20 protein-coding genes are annotated in these 20,243 nt (G+C 40.4%); 12 read left to right on the top strand and 8 right to left on the bottom strand.

Annotated features, from left to right (window positions below; genetic code table 11):
- Window positions 1–9: 9 nt before the first annotated feature.
- Together J2S77_RS00720 and J2S77_RS00715 are read right to left on the bottom strand one after the other, a co-directional pair.
- Entirely contained in the window at window positions 10–1,926 is a 1,917-nt protein-coding gene (locus J2S77_RS00720) for a 3'-5' exonuclease (protein WP_306973716.1), read from the bottom strand.
- A 115-nt stretch (window positions 1,927–2,041) separates the two neighbouring features.
- The gene (locus J2S77_RS00715; protein WP_306973713.1) at window positions 2,042–2,398 is read right to left on the bottom strand and encodes a hypothetical protein; all 357 of its coding nucleotides are present in this window, start codon (window positions 2,396–2,398) and stop codon (window positions 2,042–2,044) included.
- Between the two features lie 247 nt (window positions 2,399–2,645).
- On the opposite strand from J2S77_RS00715, the gene J2S77_RS00710 reads away from it, so the two are divergent.
- From J2S77_RS00710 to J2S77_RS00700, 3 genes are all read left to right on the top strand, one after another.
- Window positions 2,646–3,056 (top strand): (deoxy)nucleoside triphosphate pyrophosphohydrolase, encoded by a 411-nt coding sequence (locus J2S77_RS00710; protein WP_306973711.1) that lies wholly within the window; start codon window positions 2,646–2,648, stop codon window positions 3,054–3,056.
- Window positions 3,057–3,066: 10 nt separating this feature from the next.
- Entirely contained in the window at window positions 3,067–5,955 is a 2,889-nt protein-coding gene (locus J2S77_RS00705; protein WP_306973710.1) for a DEAD/DEAH box helicase, read from the top strand.
- 71 nt (window positions 5,956–6,026) lie between these two features.
- The gene (locus J2S77_RS00700; RefSeq protein WP_306973708.1) at window positions 6,027–6,878 is read left to right on the top strand and encodes a patatin-like phospholipase family protein; all 852 of its coding nucleotides are present in this window, start codon (window positions 6,027–6,029) and stop codon (window positions 6,876–6,878) included.
- 35 nt (window positions 6,879–6,913) lie between these two features.
- Here the strand turns inward: J2S77_RS00700 and J2S77_RS00695 are convergent, their stop codons facing one another.
- On the bottom strand, window positions 6,914–7,849 hold the full coding sequence (locus tag J2S77_RS00695; RefSeq protein ID WP_306973706.1) for an NADP-dependent oxidoreductase: 936 nt from the start codon (window positions 7,847–7,849) through the stop codon (window positions 6,914–6,916).
- Window positions 7,850–8,215: 366 nt separating this feature from the next.
- On the opposite strand from J2S77_RS00695, the gene J2S77_RS00690 reads away from it, so the two are divergent.
- From J2S77_RS00690 to ggt, 3 genes are all read left to right on the top strand, one after another.
- Complete coding sequence (locus J2S77_RS00690; RefSeq protein WP_306973704.1) at window positions 8,216–9,151, top strand: acetamidase/formamidase family protein; 936 nt, start codon at window positions 8,216–8,218, stop codon at window positions 9,149–9,151.
- Between the two features lie 544 nt (window positions 9,152–9,695).
- Window positions 9,696–10,460 (top strand): MerR family transcriptional regulator, encoded by a 765-nt coding sequence (locus J2S77_RS00685; protein ID WP_306973702.1) that lies wholly within the window; start codon window positions 9,696–9,698, stop codon window positions 10,458–10,460.
- A gap of 328 nt (window positions 10,461–10,788) precedes the next feature.
- A complete protein-coding gene (ggt, locus tag J2S77_RS00680) occupies window positions 10,789–12,402 on the top strand; it encodes a gamma-glutamyltransferase (protein WP_306973701.1) in 1,614 nt (537 codons plus the stop codon).
- 39 nt (window positions 12,403–12,441) lie between these two features.
- Here ggt and J2S77_RS00675 read toward each other — a convergent pair whose 3' ends face one another.
- A complete protein-coding gene (locus tag J2S77_RS00675) occupies window positions 12,442–12,891 on the bottom strand; it encodes an Lrp/AsnC family transcriptional regulator (RefSeq protein ID WP_167261264.1) in 450 nt (149 codons plus the stop codon).
- Window positions 12,892–13,014: 123 nt separating this feature from the next.
- On the opposite strand from J2S77_RS00675, the gene J2S77_RS00670 reads away from it, so the two are divergent.
- The 3 genes from J2S77_RS00670 (at window position 13,015) to J2S77_RS00660 (ending at window position 14,868) form a co-directional block, all read left to right on the top strand.
- Complete coding sequence (locus J2S77_RS00670; protein WP_306973698.1) at window positions 13,015–13,587, top strand: chromate transporter; 573 nt, start codon at window positions 13,015–13,017, stop codon at window positions 13,585–13,587.
- Window positions 13,584–14,117 (top strand): chromate transporter, encoded by a 534-nt coding sequence (locus J2S77_RS00665; protein WP_306973696.1) that lies wholly within the window; start codon window positions 13,584–13,586, stop codon window positions 14,115–14,117. Before J2S77_RS00670 ends, J2S77_RS00665 begins: the two co-directional genes overlap by 4 nt.
- Window positions 14,118–14,709: 592 nt before the next feature.
- Window positions 14,710–14,868, top strand: coding sequence for a hypothetical protein (locus J2S77_RS00660; protein WP_306973695.1), 159 nt, complete (start codon window positions 14,710–14,712; stop codon window positions 14,866–14,868).
- A 300-nt stretch (window positions 14,869–15,168) separates the two neighbouring features.
- On the opposite strand, the gene J2S77_RS00655 is transcribed toward J2S77_RS00660, so the two are convergent.
- Both J2S77_RS00655 and J2S77_RS00650 read right to left on the bottom strand, forming a co-directional pair.
- The gene (locus tag J2S77_RS00655; protein ID WP_306973693.1) at window positions 15,169–16,104 is read right to left on the bottom strand and encodes a DMT family transporter; all 936 of its coding nucleotides are present in this window, start codon (window positions 16,102–16,104) and stop codon (window positions 15,169–15,171) included.
- Window positions 16,105–16,119: 15 nt separating this feature from the next.
- Complete coding sequence (locus J2S77_RS00650; protein WP_306973691.1) at window positions 16,120–16,722, bottom strand: YczE/YyaS/YitT family protein; 603 nt, start codon at window positions 16,720–16,722, stop codon at window positions 16,120–16,122.
- Between the two features lie 162 nt (window positions 16,723–16,884).
- On the opposite strand from J2S77_RS00650, the gene J2S77_RS00645 reads away from it, so the two are divergent.
- Both J2S77_RS00645 and J2S77_RS00640 read left to right on the top strand, forming a co-directional pair.
- A complete protein-coding gene (locus J2S77_RS00645) occupies window positions 16,885–17,364 on the top strand; it encodes a PaaI family thioesterase (RefSeq protein WP_306973689.1) in 480 nt (159 codons plus the stop codon).
- 16 nt (window positions 17,365–17,380) lie between these two features.
- Window positions 17,381–17,641, top strand: coding sequence for a hypothetical protein (locus tag J2S77_RS00640; RefSeq protein WP_306973688.1), 261 nt, complete (start codon window positions 17,381–17,383; stop codon window positions 17,639–17,641).
- Between the two features lie 21 nt (window positions 17,642–17,662).
- Here J2S77_RS00640 and fni read toward each other — a convergent pair whose 3' ends face one another.
- Both fni and J2S77_RS00630 read right to left on the bottom strand, forming a co-directional pair.
- A complete protein-coding gene (gene fni, locus J2S77_RS00635; RefSeq protein WP_306973686.1) occupies window positions 17,663–18,688 on the bottom strand; it encodes a type 2 isopentenyl-diphosphate Delta-isomerase in 1,026 nt (341 codons plus the stop codon).
- Between the two features lie 204 nt (window positions 18,689–18,892).
- Window positions 18,893–19,069, bottom strand: coding sequence for a hypothetical protein (locus J2S77_RS00630; protein ID WP_306973684.1), 177 nt, complete (start codon window positions 19,067–19,069; stop codon window positions 18,893–18,895).
- A gap of 145 nt (window positions 19,070–19,214) precedes the next feature.
- On the opposite strand from J2S77_RS00630, the gene J2S77_RS00625 reads away from it, so the two are divergent.
- Window positions 19,215–20,162, top strand: a complete 948-nt coding sequence (locus J2S77_RS00625; RefSeq protein WP_306973682.1) for a nucleoside hydrolase — start codon at window positions 19,215–19,217, stop codon at window positions 20,160–20,162.
- Window positions 20,163–20,243 lie beyond the last annotated feature (81 nt).

Raw genomic sequence — 20,243 nt, 5'->3', positions numbered from 1 at the left:
AACAACTCCTTAACCTGAGCGTTCATCTTGTGAATTGGTTTGCTGGGCTTTTGCTTCTTCTAAATACTGGGTGAAAGCTGATTCATGTGAATATGACAAGCATAGATACTTGTGTGCTCGCGTCATGGCGATATAAAGTAAAGCAGCCTCTCGCTGTGTGTCCTCTTCGTATTTGAAAGGCATTTGATCTATATTCACGATAAAGACAGCTTGAAAATCGAGGCCTTTACTTGATTCGATCGTGCTAATTTTGACCTGACCGTCGCTTTTTTCATACTGTCGTTTACTTGAAGGACTTTCACTAATCCAATAATGTGGGATATCATGTGTCTTCAATTGGTGCTGTATAGCCCCGATATAATCTTGATGTGACGTTCGTTTCACACGATACAAGATGACCATCTCATCGAAGGGGACATGATGATCTTGGTTTAATTTATGAATAATACGTGAAACTTGCTTCATTTCATCTGTGAAGCGGTCAGCTTGAAAAATAAAGGGTTCAGGTCCTTTACGTGGCGTTGTTTTTGGTGCTATGATCTCACCTTCGAATTCGTGCTCTGCGACTTTGTGCTGTAACTCAGAATTATTTCGGTAGAAGTCCCATGCAAAACGAACAATTTGCTGTGTGTTACGATAATTAATTGATAAAATTTTCGATCGTCCTTGAAAACTAAGCCCCGTATCCTCTACATAACTGCGTTTTCGTTTATAAATATTTTGTGCACGATCTTCAACGATTAACAGTGATTGTGTTGCTGGATTAAGTAAGTGACTAACAAGTGTGAGCCATTCTTGTTCAAAGTCCTGGCCCTCATCAATTAGAATCGCATCATACTGTTGAGCTAATTGGTTATTGGATTTTAGTGATTCGATTAAGTTTGGGATCTGTTCGTCTTTGACCTTGAAATGGTTATATAAAAACGAATGAAAATTATAGACTTCGATACTGCCAAACGACTTTCGGTCTTGCATTTCATTGTCAAAGAGAGACCCTTGATCCCCTTCACTTTCAAGCTCGTGTACTTTTATATCGATTTGTTGTTGTAAATAATTCGCTAGCGAAATGTTGTAGCACAGAATGAGAATATTCCAATCAGGATTTTCTCTCGCTAAAATGGCAGCCCGGGTCGCTAGGATCAATGTCTTGCCACTACCAGCCACACCACGAATAAGACGATTTCTATCTCCTAAATTCTTCGCATAATTCTCCTGATGAATATCCATCGTTTTTAAATTATGCATTGATAACAAGATTTGATCTTGATGTGGTGCCGATTGTTTAAACTCACCACTAATTCGCACTTCAGGAAACAATTTGTGACGGATTGCATCAATATCAGCTTGCGGAAGTGGTTCGCGTAACCTGAAATTCACTTTAAACATATTCATCAATTTTTCGATTAAGACCGATTCAGAAAAGTGACTATGTTCTGGGTCAATTTCATCCCGTGCAAAGCAGAACTGCGGATCGATCACGCTGTACAATTGTTCACGTGACATCTGTTCGGTATATAGTCGTGAAAATACAGCCCCGTACCCACACGGAAATTTTAAGTTATGTTGATTTTTACCTTCTGATTGCAGTAAGTGATTGTCTTTTTTGAGATGATTCATTAAATGGAACGTGAACTCCTCCGCCTTTTTATACGGATTCTTCTCCATTGCCTGTTGTTGATTACGTCCAAAAATCAACCACTCATCCTTGTTCGCCTTCACAATCGTATTCAGTGTCCAATCCTTCACCTCGATCACAACCACACCTAAATCCGGCCCGATAATGACAAAGTCCGGCCGTCTCCCATGAATCTCAGGTTCATAATACACGATGTAATCCTCTGGTAAGTAGTCTTTTAACGTACGAAACAAAATTCGTTCACCCGTCGTTGCAGACGTCCGAATCGTTTCCGGTACTGTATGCGCCATTGTCGTCACCTTTGTTTTGTTTGTTAGGGATATTTTAACATAATATGGGACTAAAGGTGTGTTAGTAATAGGATTAACTCAAAAATTTAAATAGATATAATTAATTGGATATAGGTTATTGTTTACGCTTAAAACTTTTTAGGCCTCGTGCAACCATACTGATTGGGACGAGAATAAAAAAGAAGAACGGAATGAGATATCCTAATATATGGTCTTGGCTAATAAATCCTTGTTGCATTGTTATGGCTGAAAACAAGACGATAATCGAAATTAATAGATATATATAATTGAAAAGGTTGTTGTTATATTTTCTTTTTATGATGATATAAATAAATGCTAGTGTAAGAGCAATAGATGAAACCATCAAATAGTTTAACATGTTTGTTATTAGTATAATGTCAAATAAAGTTAAGAAGGATAAGCTCCAAAAGGCAATTATGACGCCTACTAATAATTTTTCATATGTTTTCATGAATAGCCTCCGGTTTAATAAGACTTGTTTACAGAGATACAACTATTATTAAAAAAAGGTTCATTCTTCATTTTTTCATAAAGATATAGGTTCAATAGAGTTGAATCCTTATCGTTCAAATGGTAAGTCAATATTAACATATTATGGAACTATGGGTTACATGTTACTTCTTAAAATGATATTTTATTTTTAATATTCTTATTTTGTTATAATGTAAGTATAATATTGCTTAGTTCGGAGGATTCGTATGAAAAAAGATATATATGTTGTTGGAGCAGTAATTATAAAAGATGATAAAATTCTCTGTGCTCAAAGAGGAAATAAATCGACCCTTGCCTATAAATGGGAATTTCCTGGTGGCAAAGTGGAAACCGATGAAACACCTCAAGATGCATTGAGACGGGAAATTGATGAAGAGTTTCAGTGTCCGATTCACATTGGCGACCAGGTAGAACATACTGTTTATGAATACGATTTTGGTGTGATTCATTTAACTACGTTTTACTGCACATTAGTCGAAGGTGAACCTATTTTGACGGAACACGTGAAAATAGATTGGTTAGCAGCAAATGAGTTATCTCTATTAGATTGGGCACCAGCTGATATACCAGCTATCGAGCAAATTGAATTAGACTTCTCTGTAAAGAACAGTTCCTAAGGGGGATACCATGGAGAGCTTTGTACAGGACCTAGAAAACTCACTGCGGAAAGGGTTTATTGACCGCTATGTAAAAAGTAGTGAAGCTTATAAACCACAATTATTGATCAATGACCAACAAAGTCATCACACGGTTTTATCGGCATTTCATGAAGAATTAGAGAATTGTGATTCATTTATTTTTTCTGTTGCATTCATTACTGAAAGTGGACTGGCAGCTTTGAAAGCATTACTGCATGACCTTAAGAAAAAAGGAATAACAGGTAAAATTTTAACGTCAACATTTTTGCATTTTAATCAACCAAATGTGTTCCGCGAGTTGTTAAAAGTTACAAATGTCGAAGTACGATTAACGGATGTTAAAGGATTTCACGCAAAAGGATACATATTCGAACACGATTCATACCAATCCTTAATCATCGGTAGTTCAAATCTGACAGCGCACGCATTGAAAGTGAATCATGAATGGAATGTGAAGCTGAGTTCACATGATAATGGCGAGTTAGTCAATCATTTTAAAGAGCAATTTGAAGATGTTTGGGATGGGTCTCAGCCTTTAACGTCTGAATGGATTGATCAATATGAACTGATGTATCGACCAATAGAACAAGAGCGATGGTCAGAAAATGTCTTTGAATTTCCTGGAGAGTATCAATTTAATTCGCTAGAAAAAGCAGTAAATGTCACGCCGAACAAAATGCAAGAAGCAGCCTTGCATGAAATAGAAGTAGTTAGAGATCAGGGACATGATAAAGGGTTAGTCGTATCTGCGACCGGAACAGGGAAAACCTTTTTATCTGCGTTTGATGTCAGGCGCTACAAACCGAAGCGAATGTTATTCATTGTTCACCGTGAGCAAATATTGAAAAAAGCATTAAAAGATTATAAGACGATTCTGGGTGGTAAAGATGATGATTTCGGCATATTGTCTGGTTCAAGCAAGGATCTGAATGCTAGATATTTGTTTGCGACGATTCAAACAATATCTAAAGATGAAACATTGCAACAATTAGATCCAGAATTATTCGATTACATATTAGTTGATGAGGTCCACAAAGCAGGTGCTCAATCTTACCAAAAAGTGATCAATCATTTCGAACCACAATTCTTAATGGGTATGACTGCAACGCCAGAACGTACAGATGATTTTAATATATATGAGCTATTTGATTACAACATTGCTTATGAAATACGCTTACAAGAAGCTATGGAAGAGGATATGCTTTGCCCCTTTCATTATTTCGGTGTGACAGACTTCGAAATCAACGGAGAAACAATCGACGATACGACTAAATTATCCCAGTTAGTCACGAAAGAACGAGTTGAACATGTTTTAGAGAAAGTGCATTATTACGGTTATTCAGGGGACCGTGTTAAAGGCTTAATCTTCTGTAGCCAAAGGGAGGAAGCTAAAAAATTATCTGTGTTGATCAATGAACGAGGTTATAGAACGGTTGCCCTAACAGGTGAAGACTCTCAAGATGTGAGATTAGAATATGTTAATAAACTAGAAAGTGGAGAGCTTGATTACATTCTTACCGTCGACATTTTTAATGAGGGAATTGACATTCCATCGATCAATCAAGTGGTTATGTTACGTCAAACGGAATCAAGCATTATTTTCGTCCAACAATTAGGAAGAGGGTTACGAAAACATGATTCGAAAGACTTCGTAACGGTGATTGATTTTATCGGTAATTATAAGAAAAACTATTTGATTCCCGTTGCTTTATCAGGTGACCATTCACAAAACAAAGATAATATTCGCCGTAAAACAGTGGATACAAGCTATATTACAGGTGTATCAACCATCAATTTTGAAGAAGTCGCTAAGAAACATGTTTTTGAATCTATTAATAACGAAAACTTATCCCAATTAAAGATTTTAAGAGAAGAATTTAAACAACTTAAACATAAACTGGGTAAAGTTCCTTATTTATATGATTTTTTAAACCACGACTCAATTGACCCAGATGTAATTGCCGAAAAATACGATAATTATTTTGAGTTCTTGCATAAAGTAGGGGTGAAGGAACTACCTAGTATCGGTTTACAGGAATATAAGGCACTAACAATGCTATCGAAAGAGGTTTTAAATGGAAAACGACTTCAAGAGATCGTTTTATTAGGAATGTTAATCGAGCACGGTTCGATCACAGAGGAAGACTATATAAATAGGTTATCTAGCATCGGGTGTGAAACAGACCAGAAGACTATTAATTCAGTAAAAAATATGCTCAATTTATCGTTTTTCAAAGACACTGATGTGAAGAAGTATGGTGGTGAAGCATTAGTCGTTATTGATCAAAAAGTTTTTACACTAAATAATACTTTCATTCAAGGATTAAAAGATGAATTATTTAAAACGTTAGTGTTAGACGTATTGGAAACGGCTAAAGAGAAAGCTAAAAAGTATAATAATTATGAGCCGTTTACGTTGTATGAGAAATATTCTCGTAAAGATGCATGTAAGTTATTGGGATGGGATAAGGACGAAAGCTCAACAGTATATGGATATAAAGTGAAACACGGCACTTGTCCAATTTTTGTAACGTACCATAAACAAGACGTTGAATCGAGTATTGATTATGGCGATGAGCTCTTAAGTCCTGACGTTTTTAAATGGTATACAAGAAGTAATCGTTCATTAAAGTCACATGAAGTACAAAGTATTATTCATGCTCAAAATCAAGGCATTGATATTCATATTTTTCTAAAGAAAGATGATGATGAAGGAAAAGACTTTTATTATCTGGGGCAGGCAACACCTGACCGAGAAACTGTAGTTGAAGATAAGATGTTGGATAAACACGGTAAACAAATTCCAGTTGTTCATATGAGCATGTTGTTGGAAGAGCCTGTAGTTTATCATTTGTATAAATATTTAACAGATAAATAATACTCGTATAAGTGGTATAGATATGATAGTTTTTTGAATAGATGATTATATAATAATGAACGAGGGATACGATGAAACAATCAGGATTAGTACTAGAAGGTGGCGGCAGTCGAGGGGTTTATTCGGCTGGTGTGTTGCGTTATATGATGGAGCAGGATTGGTATTTACCTTATACGATAGGCGTATCGGCAGGGGCTTGTAATGGCTCGTCGTACGTCGCGAGGCAGTTGGATCGGAATCGGCAAGTCAATATTGATTTTGTGGATCATCCGGAATATTTGTCGCTTCGGAATTTGATTCGGAAACGTCAGTTATTCGGAATGGATTTCTTATTTGATCGGTTGCCGAATGAGTTAGCGCCGTTTGATTATCAGACGTTTGATCAGGCGACAGAGGATTTTGTTGTTGGTGTAACGGATTGCATGTCAGGCGAAGCGTTGTATTACCGGAAGTCGGATTATCCTGATGATATGGTCACGTTGCTGAGAGCATCGAGTTCTCTACCCTTAGTCGCGCCTGTCGTTGAGTTTGAAGGACAGTATTTAATGGATGGTGGGATTGCGGATCCGATTCCACTGAAACAATCGGAGCGTGATGGGAACTCGAAGCATGTTGTTGTGCTTACCAAGGAACGAGGGTACTATAAAAAACCGCAATCATTTCGTAGATGGATTCGGCGAAAGTATCGGGATTATCCTGGGTTACTTGAGGCGTTGGACCACAGGCATCATGTGTATAATCAGACGCTTGATTATATTTATGAACAGGAAGCGAAAGGTAATGTGTTTGTGATCAGTCCGTCCCGTGCGCCAGAAGTCGGTCGTGTGGGGCGAAATAAGCAAAAGTTAACGGCACTTTATAATCAAGGTTATCATGACGTGGAATATTTGGCGTCATCGTTAAGAGAATTTTTGGATCAATAAAAAAGCTGGATGAGTGCGCTCATCCAGCTTTTCGTTTAGTCTATATCGATAATGATTTTACCTTTAGCGTGATGGGTTTCGCTTAACGCATGGGCGTCGCGAATGCCTTGTTCAGATAGAGGGTATTGATGCCCGACGATTGGCTTGATTTTTTCGTCTTCAAGCAGTTTTGCGATGGCGCGCATTTGTTCACCCACAGGTTCTAACCAGACAAAGCCTGCTTTTACCCCGTGTGCTTCAGCTTGTTCTTGTTCAGGTGGAGCTGCTATAGAAGCGAGCTGACCGCCATTTTTCAGCACTTTATAGCTACGTTCTTGAATTTCTCCGCCAAGTGTATCGAGAACGAAATCGACATCCTCTAATTCGTCGTCGAAGTCTTGTTTTTTATAATCAATGACTTTATCAGCGCCAAGTGAATAAAGGAATTCAACGTTGTGTGTGCTTGCGGTAGTGACGACTTTTGCGCCTGTTACTTTGGCTAGTTGAATCGCCATCGTACCAACACCGCCAGCACCAGCGTGAATGAGGACTTTGTCACCTGGTTGAATGTCAGCGAAATCGTATAGACATTGCCAAGCTGTCATCGTTGTAAGTGGGACACCTGCAGCCTCTTGGAAAGTGAGGTTTTCAGGGATATGTGCGAGTAGATGAGCATCTACTGCTGTGTATTCCGCGTATGTTCCTTGATTGGTCAGTTCTGGACGTGCAAAGACACGATCGCCAATTTCGAAATCAGTCACGTCGTCTGCCACTTCATCAATGATACCTGCTGTATCCCAGCCTAAAATCACAGGAAATTCGAATGGGACCATATCTTGTAAATATCCAGCGCGAAGCTTCCAATCAATCGGATTAATAGAAGTTGCGTGCTGTTTTACAATGACCTGACCTGCAGCTGGCCTTGGTTTCTCAATATTTTCTTCAATGAGCTGTTCTTGCCCACCGTAATTGTGTATTCGAACGGCTTTCATAGGGCCGTACCCTCCTTGTGGTGTATAATTCGTCACTTTTTAATTGTACGTAAAAATCGATGCTTTAGCCAAATGATGTGCTTGAGGAGGGTTGTTCCTCTTTATGATGGGTCGCTGATATATAGTGGCAAGTCGCTGATAAATTTCAGATGGCGCCGATATATTTTGTGAGACGCCGATAAAAATTAGAACTCGTCGATAAATCTCTCAGGTCGCCGATAAAGCAAAAATATTGGTTACTATATTGAAAAACTCGCTGATAAACATAAAATGGCGTTGATAACTGATGAGCTTAATAGTCCTCATAATTATTCACTAAAAATTCTGATCAATTTATGCTATGATGCTTGAAAAAGGAGTGATTCGATGCATAATCATCAACATACGATTCATAAGCACTGTCATCACACGGTTTGGGATAACAGTATCGAGCCTATTCAATCGGTGAAGCCGGGAGAAAGTGTGCATTTTGAAGTTCATGATGCATCTGGCGGTCAATTGTCAGCGAAATCGACGGCTCAAGATGTCGCGAATATGGATTTTAGTAAAGTGAATCCTGTAACTGGTCCAATTTATATTGAAGGTGCTGAGCCGGGGGACACGTTAGAAGTTGAGATTGAGCATTTCGGAATGATGAGCTGGGGCTGGACCGCGATCATTCCTGGTTTCGGTCTGTTAAGTGATCAATTCCCCGATCCTCATTTGAAAATTTGGGATTTAAGTGGCCAGCAAACAGCTCAGTTTGCGGATGGCATTGAGATTCCAACGAAGCCGTTTCCTGGAACAATTGGTGTGGCGTTACCTGAAGCGGGCGCGCATAGTTTAGTACCCCCGCGTCATAATGGTGGCAATATGGATATTCGTCATTTAACAAAAGGCACGCGATTATTACTACCAGTCTGGGTTGCAGGTGCTTTATTTTCAGTCGGAGATACTCACGCGGCGCAAGGAGACGGTGAAGTGTGTGGTACTGCGATTGAGGCCCCGATGGAAATTCAACTTAAGTTCAAACTCCATAAAGGGAAATCAATCCAAGAACCTCGCTTTATCACGCCTGGTCCTTTGACGACTGATTTGGATGAGCAGGGTTACTATGTGACAACCGGCCATAGTGACGACTTAATGACAGCTTCGAAAAAAGCAGTTGAATACATGATTGAACACCTTGGTGAAACGTATGGCCTGAGCGATGCCGACGCTTACACATTATCGAGTGTAGCTGTTGATTTGAAAATTAGTGAAATCGTTGATGTGCCAAATTACCTTGTGTCAGCTTATTTACCGCAGAAGATCTTTAAATAAAGAATGATTTGCATCTCCTTAGTCCTGTGACTAGGGAGGTGTCATTTTTTATCGGCGTGATTTTAGGGATTACCATCGACTAAAAGTGATTTACCATCGAGCCTAATTAAAATACCATCGAGAAAATAATTTTACCAGCGACTGGGCACGACTTATCATCAAGTTCGGGTGAAATATCATCGACAATAAGGATTTACCATCAACTATTCACAACTTACCATCGAGTCTGATTAAAATACCATCGCTAATGCACCTTATACCATCGCCAATCCACAATTATCAGCGTACATAAAGGGTAAAAGAGTCCGCCACTGTGCATAACTAGTGAGTTTTTCACTATGATTTTGTGGAAAACTTCACATTATACACAGGAAAATGTGTGCAAATGTGCATAAGTGAGCGTTTACATAGTGTTTTTCCACAAGAAATAAAGGGTTATCCCGGATTTATACACAAATTAAGTGGAATTTTCCCAAACCTATACACAGTTTTCCGCTGTTTTATCCACGATAAAATTGTTGACTTTCACGTTACGTGAGGGATTATGCTTCTAGTGAAGGGGTTGGTCAGATTGAAAGTACAGGATGTTGCGCAATTAGTCGGGATCAGTGTGCGCACGCTTCATCATTATGATGAGATCGGTTTATTAACGCCTGAGAAGGATCCAGACACGGGCTACCGTGATTATCATGACGAGGATTTAACGGTGTTGCAGCATATCTTATTTTTTAAAACATTAGGCTTTTCATTACAAGATATTAAGGAAATCATCCACAATCCGGATTATGATCAACTCGAAGCTTTAAAACTCCACCGTAAAATGTTAATCGATAAACGGGATCAACTTAATCAAATGTTAGAGACGGTGGATGAAACGATTCGTGCACAAGAAGGGGGTGTATCTATGGCTAATGAAGAGAAGTTCAAAGGATTTGATTTTAGTCACAACCCTTACGAAGCTGAGGCGCGTGAGCGTTGGGGCGATGCGAAGGTTGATGAAGCCCAGGCAAATGCGATGCAGATGGGCGAAGATAAACAGGAGCAGATGAATGAGATTTATCGTGAATTAGCTGCGATTAGACTTGAAGATCCAGCCTCCAAAATAGCTCAGGACGGGATTAAAGAGTGGTATGACTTTTTGAATAATTATTTTACGACGTACACGCCAGACATGTTTAAAGGTCTAGGGATGATGTATGTTCAAGATGAACGTTTTCAAAAGAACATCGATCAATTTGGTGATGGTTTAGCACAGTTTATGAGTGAGGCGATGGCTGTTTTTGCTGATCGTAAGAATTCTGAAGCATAAACGTCGGACACCCTTCATATTATGATGGGAAACGATATGATGGAGGGTGTCTATGGAAAGGTGTCGCTATTGTGAGAAGAAGGCGATTGCTAAATGCAGCTCATGTCGCAAACCGTTATGTGCACGCTGTCGCGTAAGAGAAAATAATCTGACGTATTGTAATCAAGATTGTGCGAAAGTAAGTTAAGACGAGTGGCTACGGCTGCTCGTCTTTTTTAGTAAATCCATCATTTTTGTCTAATAAACACTCGATTATCTTAACTGAATGTGGTAGGATTGATGAAAATGATTAATCATTGTTAGTTGTTTGAAGGGAGATAGAGACAAAATGGTAGGTTATGATGCACAGTATTATCCATATGGTTCACGCCGAAATGTTGTATACGGGCGAAACGGGATGGTCGCAACGTCTCAGCCGTTAGCAGCAGAGGCTGGGCGCGATATTTTAAAACAAGGTGGTAACGCGATTGATGCGGCTATTGCGACAGCGGCTGCACTCACCGTATTAGAGCCGACATCGAACGGAATCGGATCAGATGCGTTTGCGCTTGTGTGGGTTGATGGTAAGATTCACGGGCTAAACGCGAGTGGTTATGCACCGCAAAATATTTCTGTCGATCAGTTAAAAGAAGCAGGTTATGAGGAAATGCCGACGTTTGGTAAAGTGCCCGTAACGGTACCGGGAACGCCAGCTGCTTGGGCGGAGTTATCGGATAAATTCGGGAAATTACCGTTAACAGAAGTCATGGAACCTGCCATTACATATGCTGAACAGGGTTATCCATTATCGCCGACTTTAGCGTTTCATTGGAAAGCGGCCTATAATAAATTTACGAAAACGTTCCAGGATGATATTTATAAACATTGGTTTGAAACGTTTGCGCCTAAAGAACGAGCGCCTGAGGCTGGGGATATGTGGTCGTCACAAGGTCATGCCAATACACTACGCAAAATTGCTGAAACAAAAGCGGAATCTTTTTATCGCGGGGAATTAGCGGATCAAATTGATGATTTTTTCAAGCAGCATGATGGTTATCTAACGAAAGAAGACCTAGCTGGCTATAAACCAGAGTGGGTTGATCCGATTAAAGTGAATTATCGTGGCTATGATGTGTGGGAAATCCCTCCGAACGGCCAAGGCTTAATCGCTTTAATTGCACTTAATATGTTAAAAGGCTATGAATTCAGTGAGAAAGATAGTGTTGATACGTATCATAAGCAAATCGAAGCGATGAAGCTCGCGTTTTCGGATGGTTTAGAATATATCACGCAACAAGATCACATGGATGTCTCTGTTGATGATCTACTATCAGATGATTATGCGGAACAACGACGGGCATTAATTGGTGATGAAGCATTACAGCCTGAAGCAGGTGAGCCGCCACGTGGTGGAACGGTGTATTTATCGACTGCTGATGGTGAGGGCAATATGGTCTCGTTTATTCAGAGTAATTATATGGGCTTTGGTTCTGGGGTTGTGATTCCGGGAACAGGCATTGCGATGCAAAATCGGGGCCATACATTCTCGCTTGATGAAAATCATGCTAATGTGCTTAAGCCAGGTAAGCAGACATTCCACACGATTATTCCAGGCTTTTTATCGAAAGACGATCAACCAGTTGGGCCATTCGGTGTGATGGGTGGTTTCATGCAACCTCAAGGTCACGCGCAGGTGGTCATGAATACGGTCGATTTTCATTTGAACCCACAAGCAGCGCTTGATGCCCCGAGATGGCAGTGGGCAGAAGAGAAGAAGGTAAAAGTTGAGCCGACATTCCCAGATCATATCGCCCAAGCACTACAGCGAAAAGGGCATCAAATTCAAAAAACACTCTATCCATATGAGTTTGGACGCGGGCAAATTATTTGGCGCGACCCAGAAACAGGTGTCTTAGCAGGTGGAACGGAACCACGAACTGATGGTAATGTCGCTGCATGGTAAAGCAAAAACAGGCTGATTGCTCAGCCTGTTTTTGAGTGATTATAATTTGAGACCCGTGCGACTTTTGAAGCGACGCAAGAGAATATGGCTTTCGACGCGTGTAATGCCTTCTAATGCGTAAAGCTCTTCGTTGATAAATTTCTCTAACGCTTGGAAGTCTTCGACAAGGACATGTGTGTGCAAGGTGCTTGGTCCCGTCATCTGATAACAACTCGCCACGTTAGGATGGTCGGCTAACTTTTCTGCTACATAAACGAGTGAGTTTGGCTCACAGTCGACGTTAAAGAAAGCAGAAACCCCTTTACCGACCTTCTCAGAGTTAATCACGACGCTGAATTTTTCGATGATCCCAGCTTCTTGCATTTGATTAATTCGGTCGCGAACCGCAACACGGGATAAGCCAAGCTCTTTGGCCAAGTCAACATAGGACATGCGCCCATTGTCACTTAGTATATTTAAAATTTTAAAATCGGTATCGGTTAATTTCATTATAGCACCACGCTTTAGTTAAGATTACTTATTTTAATTATAAAAGAAACGTCGCAATATGTCATACTATAGTCCAATGAATAATAATTCTGTCATTTTCGAATTTAGAAAGGGGAGACTAGAGTGGGATTTGCTTTACAAAAAGATATCTTCATCAGCTTTTTTAGGGCTGGGATGTTAGGATATGGCGGTGGACCAGCGACAATTCCACTCGTCCATAAAGAGGTTGTCGATACATATGGCTGGCTCAGTGATGAGGAATTCTCAGATGTTCTAGCGATTGGTAATTCGCTACCAGGACCGATCATGACCAAGATGGCCGGTTATATCGGGTACCGCATCGGTGGTTATGTCGGACTTACGACAGCTCTAGCTGCGACTGTATTACCAACTGTTTTGATTATGATTGCACTGATTAGTGTGTTGATTAATTACCGTGACTCTCCTGTTGTGCAGGGGATGACCAACGCGATTGCACCCGTTGTCGGTGTGATGCTATTTATGTTGGCATACAATTTCTTACGTCGTTCACAGGGTGACTTAGGTTGGCCAGTTGTAATCGGCTTAAGTGTCGTCAGTTTAATAGCATTTGAACTTATTGGACTGCATCCTGCTATTTTAATTGCAGCTCTGATTATTTATGCGTTAGTTAAGAAGACCCCGTCATCTGAAGCGAAAGAAGGTGACGCGTCATGATCGAGTATTGGCACTTATTTTTAGCATTTTTAATCCCTGGGGTAGTTGGTTATGGCGGTGGACCTGCATCTATTCCGCTTATCGAATACGAAGTCGTCCAGCGCTATGGATGGATGACAACGCCCGAATTCGGTGAAGTATTAGCACTAGGTAACGCTCTGCCAGGACCAATTGCGACAAAAATGGCTGGTTATATCGGTTATGAAGTCGGAGGCGTCTTCGGTGCAATCGTTGCCATTACCGCAACGGTTCTCCCATCCCTCATTGCGATGATTATTTTGCTGAAACTTCTTATGCGATTTAAAAACTCGCCGAAAGTGAAGCGGATGACGACTTTAATCAGACCTGCCATTGCGATATTGCTAGGTGTATTAGCCTTTCAATTCTTCTCTACATCCTATGAAGGCGCAGGACTTGTCCAGACGCTACTATTAATTGTCCTCAGTTTCCTAGCACTCGAACGCTGGCATATTCACCCCGCGTTTGTGATCCTTAGCGCTTTATCCTATGGCGCAATCTTTTTATCGTGATTTTGGATGAAAAGCGAGATTCCTACTTTAGGAATCTCGCTTTTTTATGTCGTAGTTGCTGCCACGGGAAAATTATCTTAACTCGATGATAAAAAACATAACTCGATGGAAAACCACGTTTACTCGATGGTAAGAAGCTCTAACTCGATGGTAAATATTAAATATCGATGGAAAGCTGCGCTAGGTCGATGGAAAACATCCAGTTCCCGATGGAAAATCCCCCCGACTCGATGATAAATCATAAAATTGTCTCATCAATCCGTACCAAATTTAGAGAATAGGTGAACAATTGGATGAATTTAAACGCATATAGCCATTTATTACTTTCTAAAGTAAGTATATTCCGTTTGGTGCCAAAATTCCCCTAAAAATGAGTAAATTTAAAAATCGAATCATTATGAAACTGCTTACAATGGCGTCCTGAGCGCTTATTTCAGATTCGATTTAATTTTGGAGAATGTATTAGCATTTGATAGTAATTAAAAGAATTTGTAAGAATGAACTTTTTCACTTGTAATAACCGATAAATGTGATACTATATAGTAGGAAATCATGATAAATGATAATTTTTACTGGAAAGGGGTAGATGAAGATGACAACATCTTTAATTCTTGTTTCAACGATTGTGTTTTTCTTTTTAGCGACTGTATATTTTGTTGATAGTATCATGAATCGCATCAAGAAGAAGAAATCCGATCTACGCCTAGACCCAGCTCATAGTGAACATGAAATGGATCTAGCACACCGCTAAACAAGTTAGATAGAGAACCTATTTCATACTATTCAAATAGATGAAGCAACTGCCACCGGTTAGTCTGAGCACTAACCGGTTTATTTTTTGCTCAAAAAAACACACAACTGCTCGCAGTTGTGTATCATTTGTCATGAATCGTGCCGATATATTTTAGGTAACGGCGACTTTTCAATAATAACGGCGGGATTCTAAATTTATCAGCACCATTTCAATTTTAACGGCGCCATCTAGAATATATCGACGCCCGCCGATAAAATAATGGCTTCCGTCCAATCCTCGATCACGATATGCAGACCTTCACGCTGATTCATCGCGTCGAACACTCTTTGCTTCCTTCTTCCGTTTAAACATCGACAACCTCACATTCGTTGCAATCAAAACTCCGGCAACAACGACGACACCACCTGCGACTTGAGCGAGGCTGACGTTTTCACCTAGGAAGATCATCGCTCCAATCGTTGTAAACACGGGTAATAAGTTTAAAAATACACTCGACAAGGACGGCCCCAGATTTTGAACAGCTGCATTCCAAAAGTAAAGAGCAATCACCGATGGGAAGATTCCGAGATACAGTAAGCCTAGTAAACTCGATCCGCTAAACCAGTCCATACTTGGCTTTACAAATAACCATTCGACCGTAACGACGGGGATCATGAGGAGTGCGCCTAGGCCGATCATCGCGAACATCGCCCCGTAAATTGGATATTTGTGATTATGTTGTTTTAAGAATAACGAGTAGAACGCCCAAACGATCATGGCTAAAAGCATTGTCAGGTCACCTGGATTAATTTGCAAAGCTAGCAAACGGTCAACTGACCCCTCAATCAGTACCCAGACTGCACCAATAAAAGACAAGCCAACACCTGTTAATTGCCGTGCTGATAAGCGTTCTTTCAAAAAGATATAACCGACAATAAGCGCGAAAACAGGTGTCGTCGCTTCAACGATTCCAGCATTCGTCGACGTCGTATAATTTAAGGACAAATAAATAAGAACATTAAAGGTCGTAATACCAGTCAGTGCAAAGCCTAATAATGGCTTCCAATCACGGCGAAAGATATCGTAATTTTGGCGAAATTGTCTCAAGCCGAATGGCATAATCACAAGAAAAGCAATCACATTCCGGATGAAAGCCACTGTAATAGGTGGTAAATCGGAAACAGCTTTTCCGACGATTAAATTCCCTGAAAACATCATCACGACTAGGATGAGAAAGACATAATACTTAGCCATTTAGTCATCTCCTCTTTACTGTACGCGTGTTGTATAAGGCTTGATGGCGAAAAATACACGTTGATAAATCGGACTTTGAATAAAGGTGAAGATAAACGTAAACACGAAAACGGGTCCACCTAACACAAGCCCTAATATAAGCACGCCCGTCTCGACATAAATTCTTATTCGTTGAATGGATTTCCCGGTCATATCGGAGATCGACAGCATAAAACCATCACGTGGTCCGAGGCCAATCTGGGCAGCTGAATATGTACCACCGCCGATTCCCATCGCAACAATGGCCAGTAACATAATCGCAATATCACCAACCAGAACATCTGAAGCCGGAAACCATTCCAAATATAAAAACATATCGACGAAAACCCCGACAAGGAACGTGTTTAGAAAAGTACCTATGTTGATGTATTCGCGTCTGGCGAACAAAGTGAATAAGATAATAGCAAGCCCGATAATGACCGTCCAAGTCCCAACTGATAACCCGAATAAATCGTAGAATGCAATGGTCAGCACATCCCACGGGTGAATCCCGAGATACTGAACTTGGATCGCCAATGCAATCCCATATGAAAAAATAGATAAACCAATGAAGAAAATGGAGAACTTTTTCAAAATCATAGTCAAAGCCTTCCTTTATGTTGAAATCTTAAGTTGCTAGTGTTATAAACTCGGTAACAACCTTTATAGCAATCTGGAGCCATTCAATTAGCACGTGATTTCTATTGTATCAGATTTCGTGATAAAATTTTGACTAGAATACTAGAAAGGTGGCTTCAAAATATGAGTGAGATTAAGCATGCGATTCAAGATTATTATCCTCAAGATTTAGCCCATTGCTTTGGCTGTGGACGGAATAACGAATTAGGTCATGGCTTTCGAACAGGCTGGAACGGCACGGAGACACTAACGGTATATCAACCACCTGAAGAATACACCGCAATTCCGGGTTATGTATACGGTGGATTAATCGCATCACTAATTGACTGTCACGGGACAGGATCAGCATCATTAGCACTTCATCGTAAAAATGGCCATGAGCCAGAAGATGGCGTGGAGCCACCACGATTTGTCACAGCTGAGCTTAATGTAAAATATTTAAAACCAACACCACAAAATACGGAATTGCGCGTCACTGGTGAGGTTGAAGAAGTTCACCCGAAGAAATTCAATGTGCATACCGTCGTTTATGCGGATGGTGAAGCGGTTGCGAAGGGAGTTGTCGTTGCTGCTGTCATGCCAGACAACTTCGGACAATCATAAGATGAGGTGATAGCCTATGACTATCGCAATAATACTATTTAGCATCATCGCGATCGTCTTAATTATATTCTATGGTCTCGATCGTTTGCGAGGCGTTTCGCGTAATTATTTCAGTATGTTTAGCACGATGTTCACCTTAGCAGTCATCGCTTATTTCTTAACGGAAAGTATGCAACAAGAGGGATGGGCTCTAAATGGTCAATCGATGACATTATTTGTGGTTGCCATTGGGCTCTTAGTCATTGATTATAACTTTCAACACAAAAAGAAAGCGTGACTCGACCCAAACTCAGTCGGGTCACGCTTTTTCGATGCGATCTGTTGATTTAAGTGCAGATAAGTCACCAGCCCCAATTCCGAACATCACCATTTGCAATTCGAGTTCCTTTACCTTCATCCATTCGACCACATGTTCAGGTGATTCAACTGCTTCGGTCAAAACTTTACGCGCAAAGCCGACGTGATCTGCGCCTAATGCTAATGCTTTCGCTGCATCTAATCCGTCACGAATACCACCACTAGCAATTAATGAGGCGTTCGGTAAATCATTTCGAATCTCGGTCAGACACCTCGCTGTCGGATTGCCCCAGCCTGCAAAAGCCTCAGCTGCTTGCTTTTTAATCGGATCTTGTGAGCGAAGTTTTTCAACCTGACTCCAAGATGTCCCACCAGACCCAGCCACATCAATGAAAGCAATGCCTACATCACGTAATCTTCGAGCATTATCCGCGTCTATCCCGAAACCAACTTCTTTAGCACCGACTGGAATATCTAAAGCTGTCGTCAGTAGATCAATCTTCTCAAGTAAGTTTGCGAAATTCGTATCGCCACTTGATTGAATCACTTCTTGAATCGAATTCAAATGAAGCACTAAAGCATCAGCCTCAGTTAAATCGATCATGCGCTTAACTTGATCCGCTGTGACGCCATAATTTAATTGGACAGCACCTAGATTAGCAATAATCGGAATGGTCGGTGCATATGAACGTAACTGGAAAGAAGATAGAAAGTCTTTTTTCTCTAAAATCACACGAGTCGATCCTAAGCCTAACGCCCAACCACGTTCCTCAGCCGCGATAGCTAAATTACGATTAATCGTTTCAGCCATTTCCGCGCCACCTGTCATTGAACTGATTAAAAATGGTGTCCTCACACCTTTATCAAACATAAAGGTCTGATAGTTAATTTTCCCAAAGTCTAGCTCAGGTAAAGCATTATGCCGAAATCGATAAGCATCAAAACCATTAGACGCATGACCTAAAGATTCCTCAGACAGGCTATATTGGATATGTTCACTCTTCCGTTTATGAATGTCATCTGTCATCGTCACGACCTCCTGAAAGCATCTACCGTCTATTATAAAGGATTATAGCATTGTTATGTACGAAGATGACTTAACCCGGCACCACTCCCTGACCAATCTATTTGAATGGGGATATTTGTCTACGAAATAAAACACAACCATCTGTACGTAAGAGGTTGTGTTGATCAGCTATAACTCATTATTATAAAGTGATCTTTACGTCGCTTACTTATTTGGCTGATCCCGACTCATTCGTCTCTCAAATAAACCTACAATCGGACTTAACAAAAATCCTAAACCTAGTCCTAAAATCACACCAGCACCTGCTTGGTCGAAAAACATTCCGATCCCTAAACCAACAAACATCCCACCTGGAATGACATAAGCTTGACGATAATCCATGTGAAGTCCTCCTTAAAAAACTCTCTAATTCTATATATTCGACAAGTTAATCAAATATCCTTTGATGCCCTTTACCGAAAGAGGTTATTGAGTTCTTAATCAAAAACTTCTATAATAATCATAAAAGTTAGAGAGGGTGAGGGAAATGTCCAAAATCATTATTGATACAGATACAGCTGGCGATGATACGATTGCACTACTCACAGCCATACATCATTTCAAAGTTGAGGGTGTCACGGTCACAGGAGGAAACGTTGACTTTGACCAAGAGGTAGAAAACGCCCTTTACACCATTCAAGTAGCTAATTCAAATGACAAAATTCCTGTATTCAAAGGGTATGAAGGGCCAGTCTTGAATGTAGATAAGGTTTCACATACCACAGTTGAAGATGTCCACGGACGTGATGGCATGGGCGATTCATTTTTTGATAAAGCCCTACAACGTCCAGAATCGGAACATGCAGTCGATTTTATCATCAAAACGGTGAAAGAAAACCCAGGTGACATATCGTTATTAGCAATTGCGCCCCTTACTAATATTGCGATGGCGATTAAAAAAGACCCTGCGATTGTGGAGGATTTAAAACATATTTATATTATGGGTGGTACGAATAACTCGCTAGGCAATATCACAGCAGCTGCAGAGTATAATTTTTATGTGGATCCAGAAGCAGCGCGAATTGTTTTGCATTCTGGCGTACCCATCACGATGGTCGGTTGGGATATGTGTGTTGGATTCAGTGTAATAAATGATGACGAACATCGCGAAATAGAAGCATTAGAGACTTCTGGTTCCGAATTTTTCCGCCAAGTGAACCAAGTCGTTAAACGTTTTAATAAAGAAGTGCACCAATTAGATGGTACGACTCACCCTGACACTTTACTCGTAGCTATTGCGGCTGATGAATCCATCATGACTCAATCTAGTCATTATTATGTTGATGTTGAAACAGATGGTAAGTTGACACGTGGCTATAGTTTGGTGGATGTGAATAATCGAAGCGGTTATCCACCAAATGTCCGAGTATGTGAAGCTGTTGATCGTGAGCGATTTAAATCAACATTGCACGACGTATTGCGTGCGATTACATAATAAAATCCCCCTTCAAAGTAATGAATTCTGAGTGAGGATAAAAACTCACTTTTGTGAATTCGTTACTGGTTGAAAGGGGGA

The sequence above is a fragment of the Alkalibacillus salilacus genome, from assembly GCF_030812915.1.
GTDB classification, from domain to species: Bacteria; Bacillota; Bacilli; order Bacillales; family Alkalibacillaceae; genus Alkalibacillus; species Alkalibacillus salilacus.
This window is presented reverse-complemented; position numbering and strand designations above follow the sequence as displayed.

What these genes read in the sequence shown, in the direction of transcription:
- J2S77_RS00720 (WP_306973716.1), bottom strand. Translation starts at nt 1,926, where the DNA reads ATGGCGCATACAGTACCGGAAACGATTCGGACGTCTGCAACGACGGGT.
- J2S77_RS00715 (WP_306973713.1), bottom strand. Translation starts at nt 2,398, where the DNA reads ATGAAAACATATGAAAAATTATTAGTAGGCGTCATAATTGCCTTTTGG.
- J2S77_RS00710 (WP_306973711.1), top strand. Translation starts at nt 2,646, where the DNA reads ATGAAAAAAGATATATATGTTGTTGGAGCAGTAATTATAAAAGATGAT.
- J2S77_RS00705 (WP_306973710.1), top strand. Translation starts at nt 3,067, where the DNA reads ATGGAGAGCTTTGTACAGGACCTAGAAAACTCACTGCGGAAAGGGTTT.
- J2S77_RS00700 (WP_306973708.1), top strand. Translation starts at nt 6,027, where the DNA reads ATGAAACAATCAGGATTAGTACTAGAAGGTGGCGGCAGTCGAGGGGTT.
- J2S77_RS00695 (WP_306973706.1), bottom strand. Translation starts at nt 7,849, where the DNA reads ATGAAAGCCGTTCGAATACACAATTACGGTGGGCAAGAACAGCTCATT.
- J2S77_RS00690 (WP_306973704.1), top strand. Translation starts at nt 8,216, where the DNA reads ATGCATAATCATCAACATACGATTCATAAGCACTGTCATCACACGGTT.
- J2S77_RS00685 (WP_306973702.1), top strand. Translation starts at nt 9,696, where the DNA reads ATGCTTCTAGTGAAGGGGTTGGTCAGATTGAAAGTACAGGATGTTGCG.
- ggt (WP_306973701.1), top strand. Translation starts at nt 10,789, where the DNA reads ATGGTAGGTTATGATGCACAGTATTATCCATATGGTTCACGCCGAAAT.
- J2S77_RS00675 (WP_167261264.1), bottom strand. Translation starts at nt 12,891, where the DNA reads ATGAAATTAACCGATACCGATTTTAAAATTTTAAATATACTAAGTGAC.
- J2S77_RS00665 (WP_306973696.1), top strand. Translation starts at nt 13,584, where the DNA reads ATGATCGAGTATTGGCACTTATTTTTAGCATTTTTAATCCCTGGGGTA.
- J2S77_RS00660 (WP_306973695.1), top strand. Translation starts at nt 14,710, where the DNA reads ATGACAACATCTTTAATTCTTGTTTCAACGATTGTGTTTTTCTTTTTA.
- J2S77_RS00655 (WP_306973693.1), bottom strand. Translation starts at nt 16,104, where the DNA reads ATGGCTAAGTATTATGTCTTTCTCATCCTAGTCGTGATGATGTTTTCA.
- J2S77_RS00650 (WP_306973691.1), bottom strand. Translation starts at nt 16,722, where the DNA reads ATGATTTTGAAAAAGTTCTCCATTTTCTTCATTGGTTTATCTATTTTT.
- J2S77_RS00645 (WP_306973689.1), top strand. Translation starts at nt 16,885, where the DNA reads ATGAGTGAGATTAAGCATGCGATTCAAGATTATTATCCTCAAGATTTA.
- J2S77_RS00640 (WP_306973688.1), top strand. Translation starts at nt 17,381, where the DNA reads ATGACTATCGCAATAATACTATTTAGCATCATCGCGATCGTCTTAATT.
- fni (WP_306973686.1), bottom strand. Translation starts at nt 18,688, where the DNA reads ATGACAGATGACATTCATAAACGGAAGAGTGAACATATCCAATATAGC.
- J2S77_RS00630 (WP_306973684.1), bottom strand. Translation starts at nt 19,069, where the DNA reads ATGGATTATCGTCAAGCTTATGTCATTCCAGGTGGGATGTTTGTTGGT.
- J2S77_RS00625 (WP_306973682.1), top strand. Translation starts at nt 19,215, where the DNA reads ATGTCCAAAATCATTATTGATACAGATACAGCTGGCGATGATACGATT.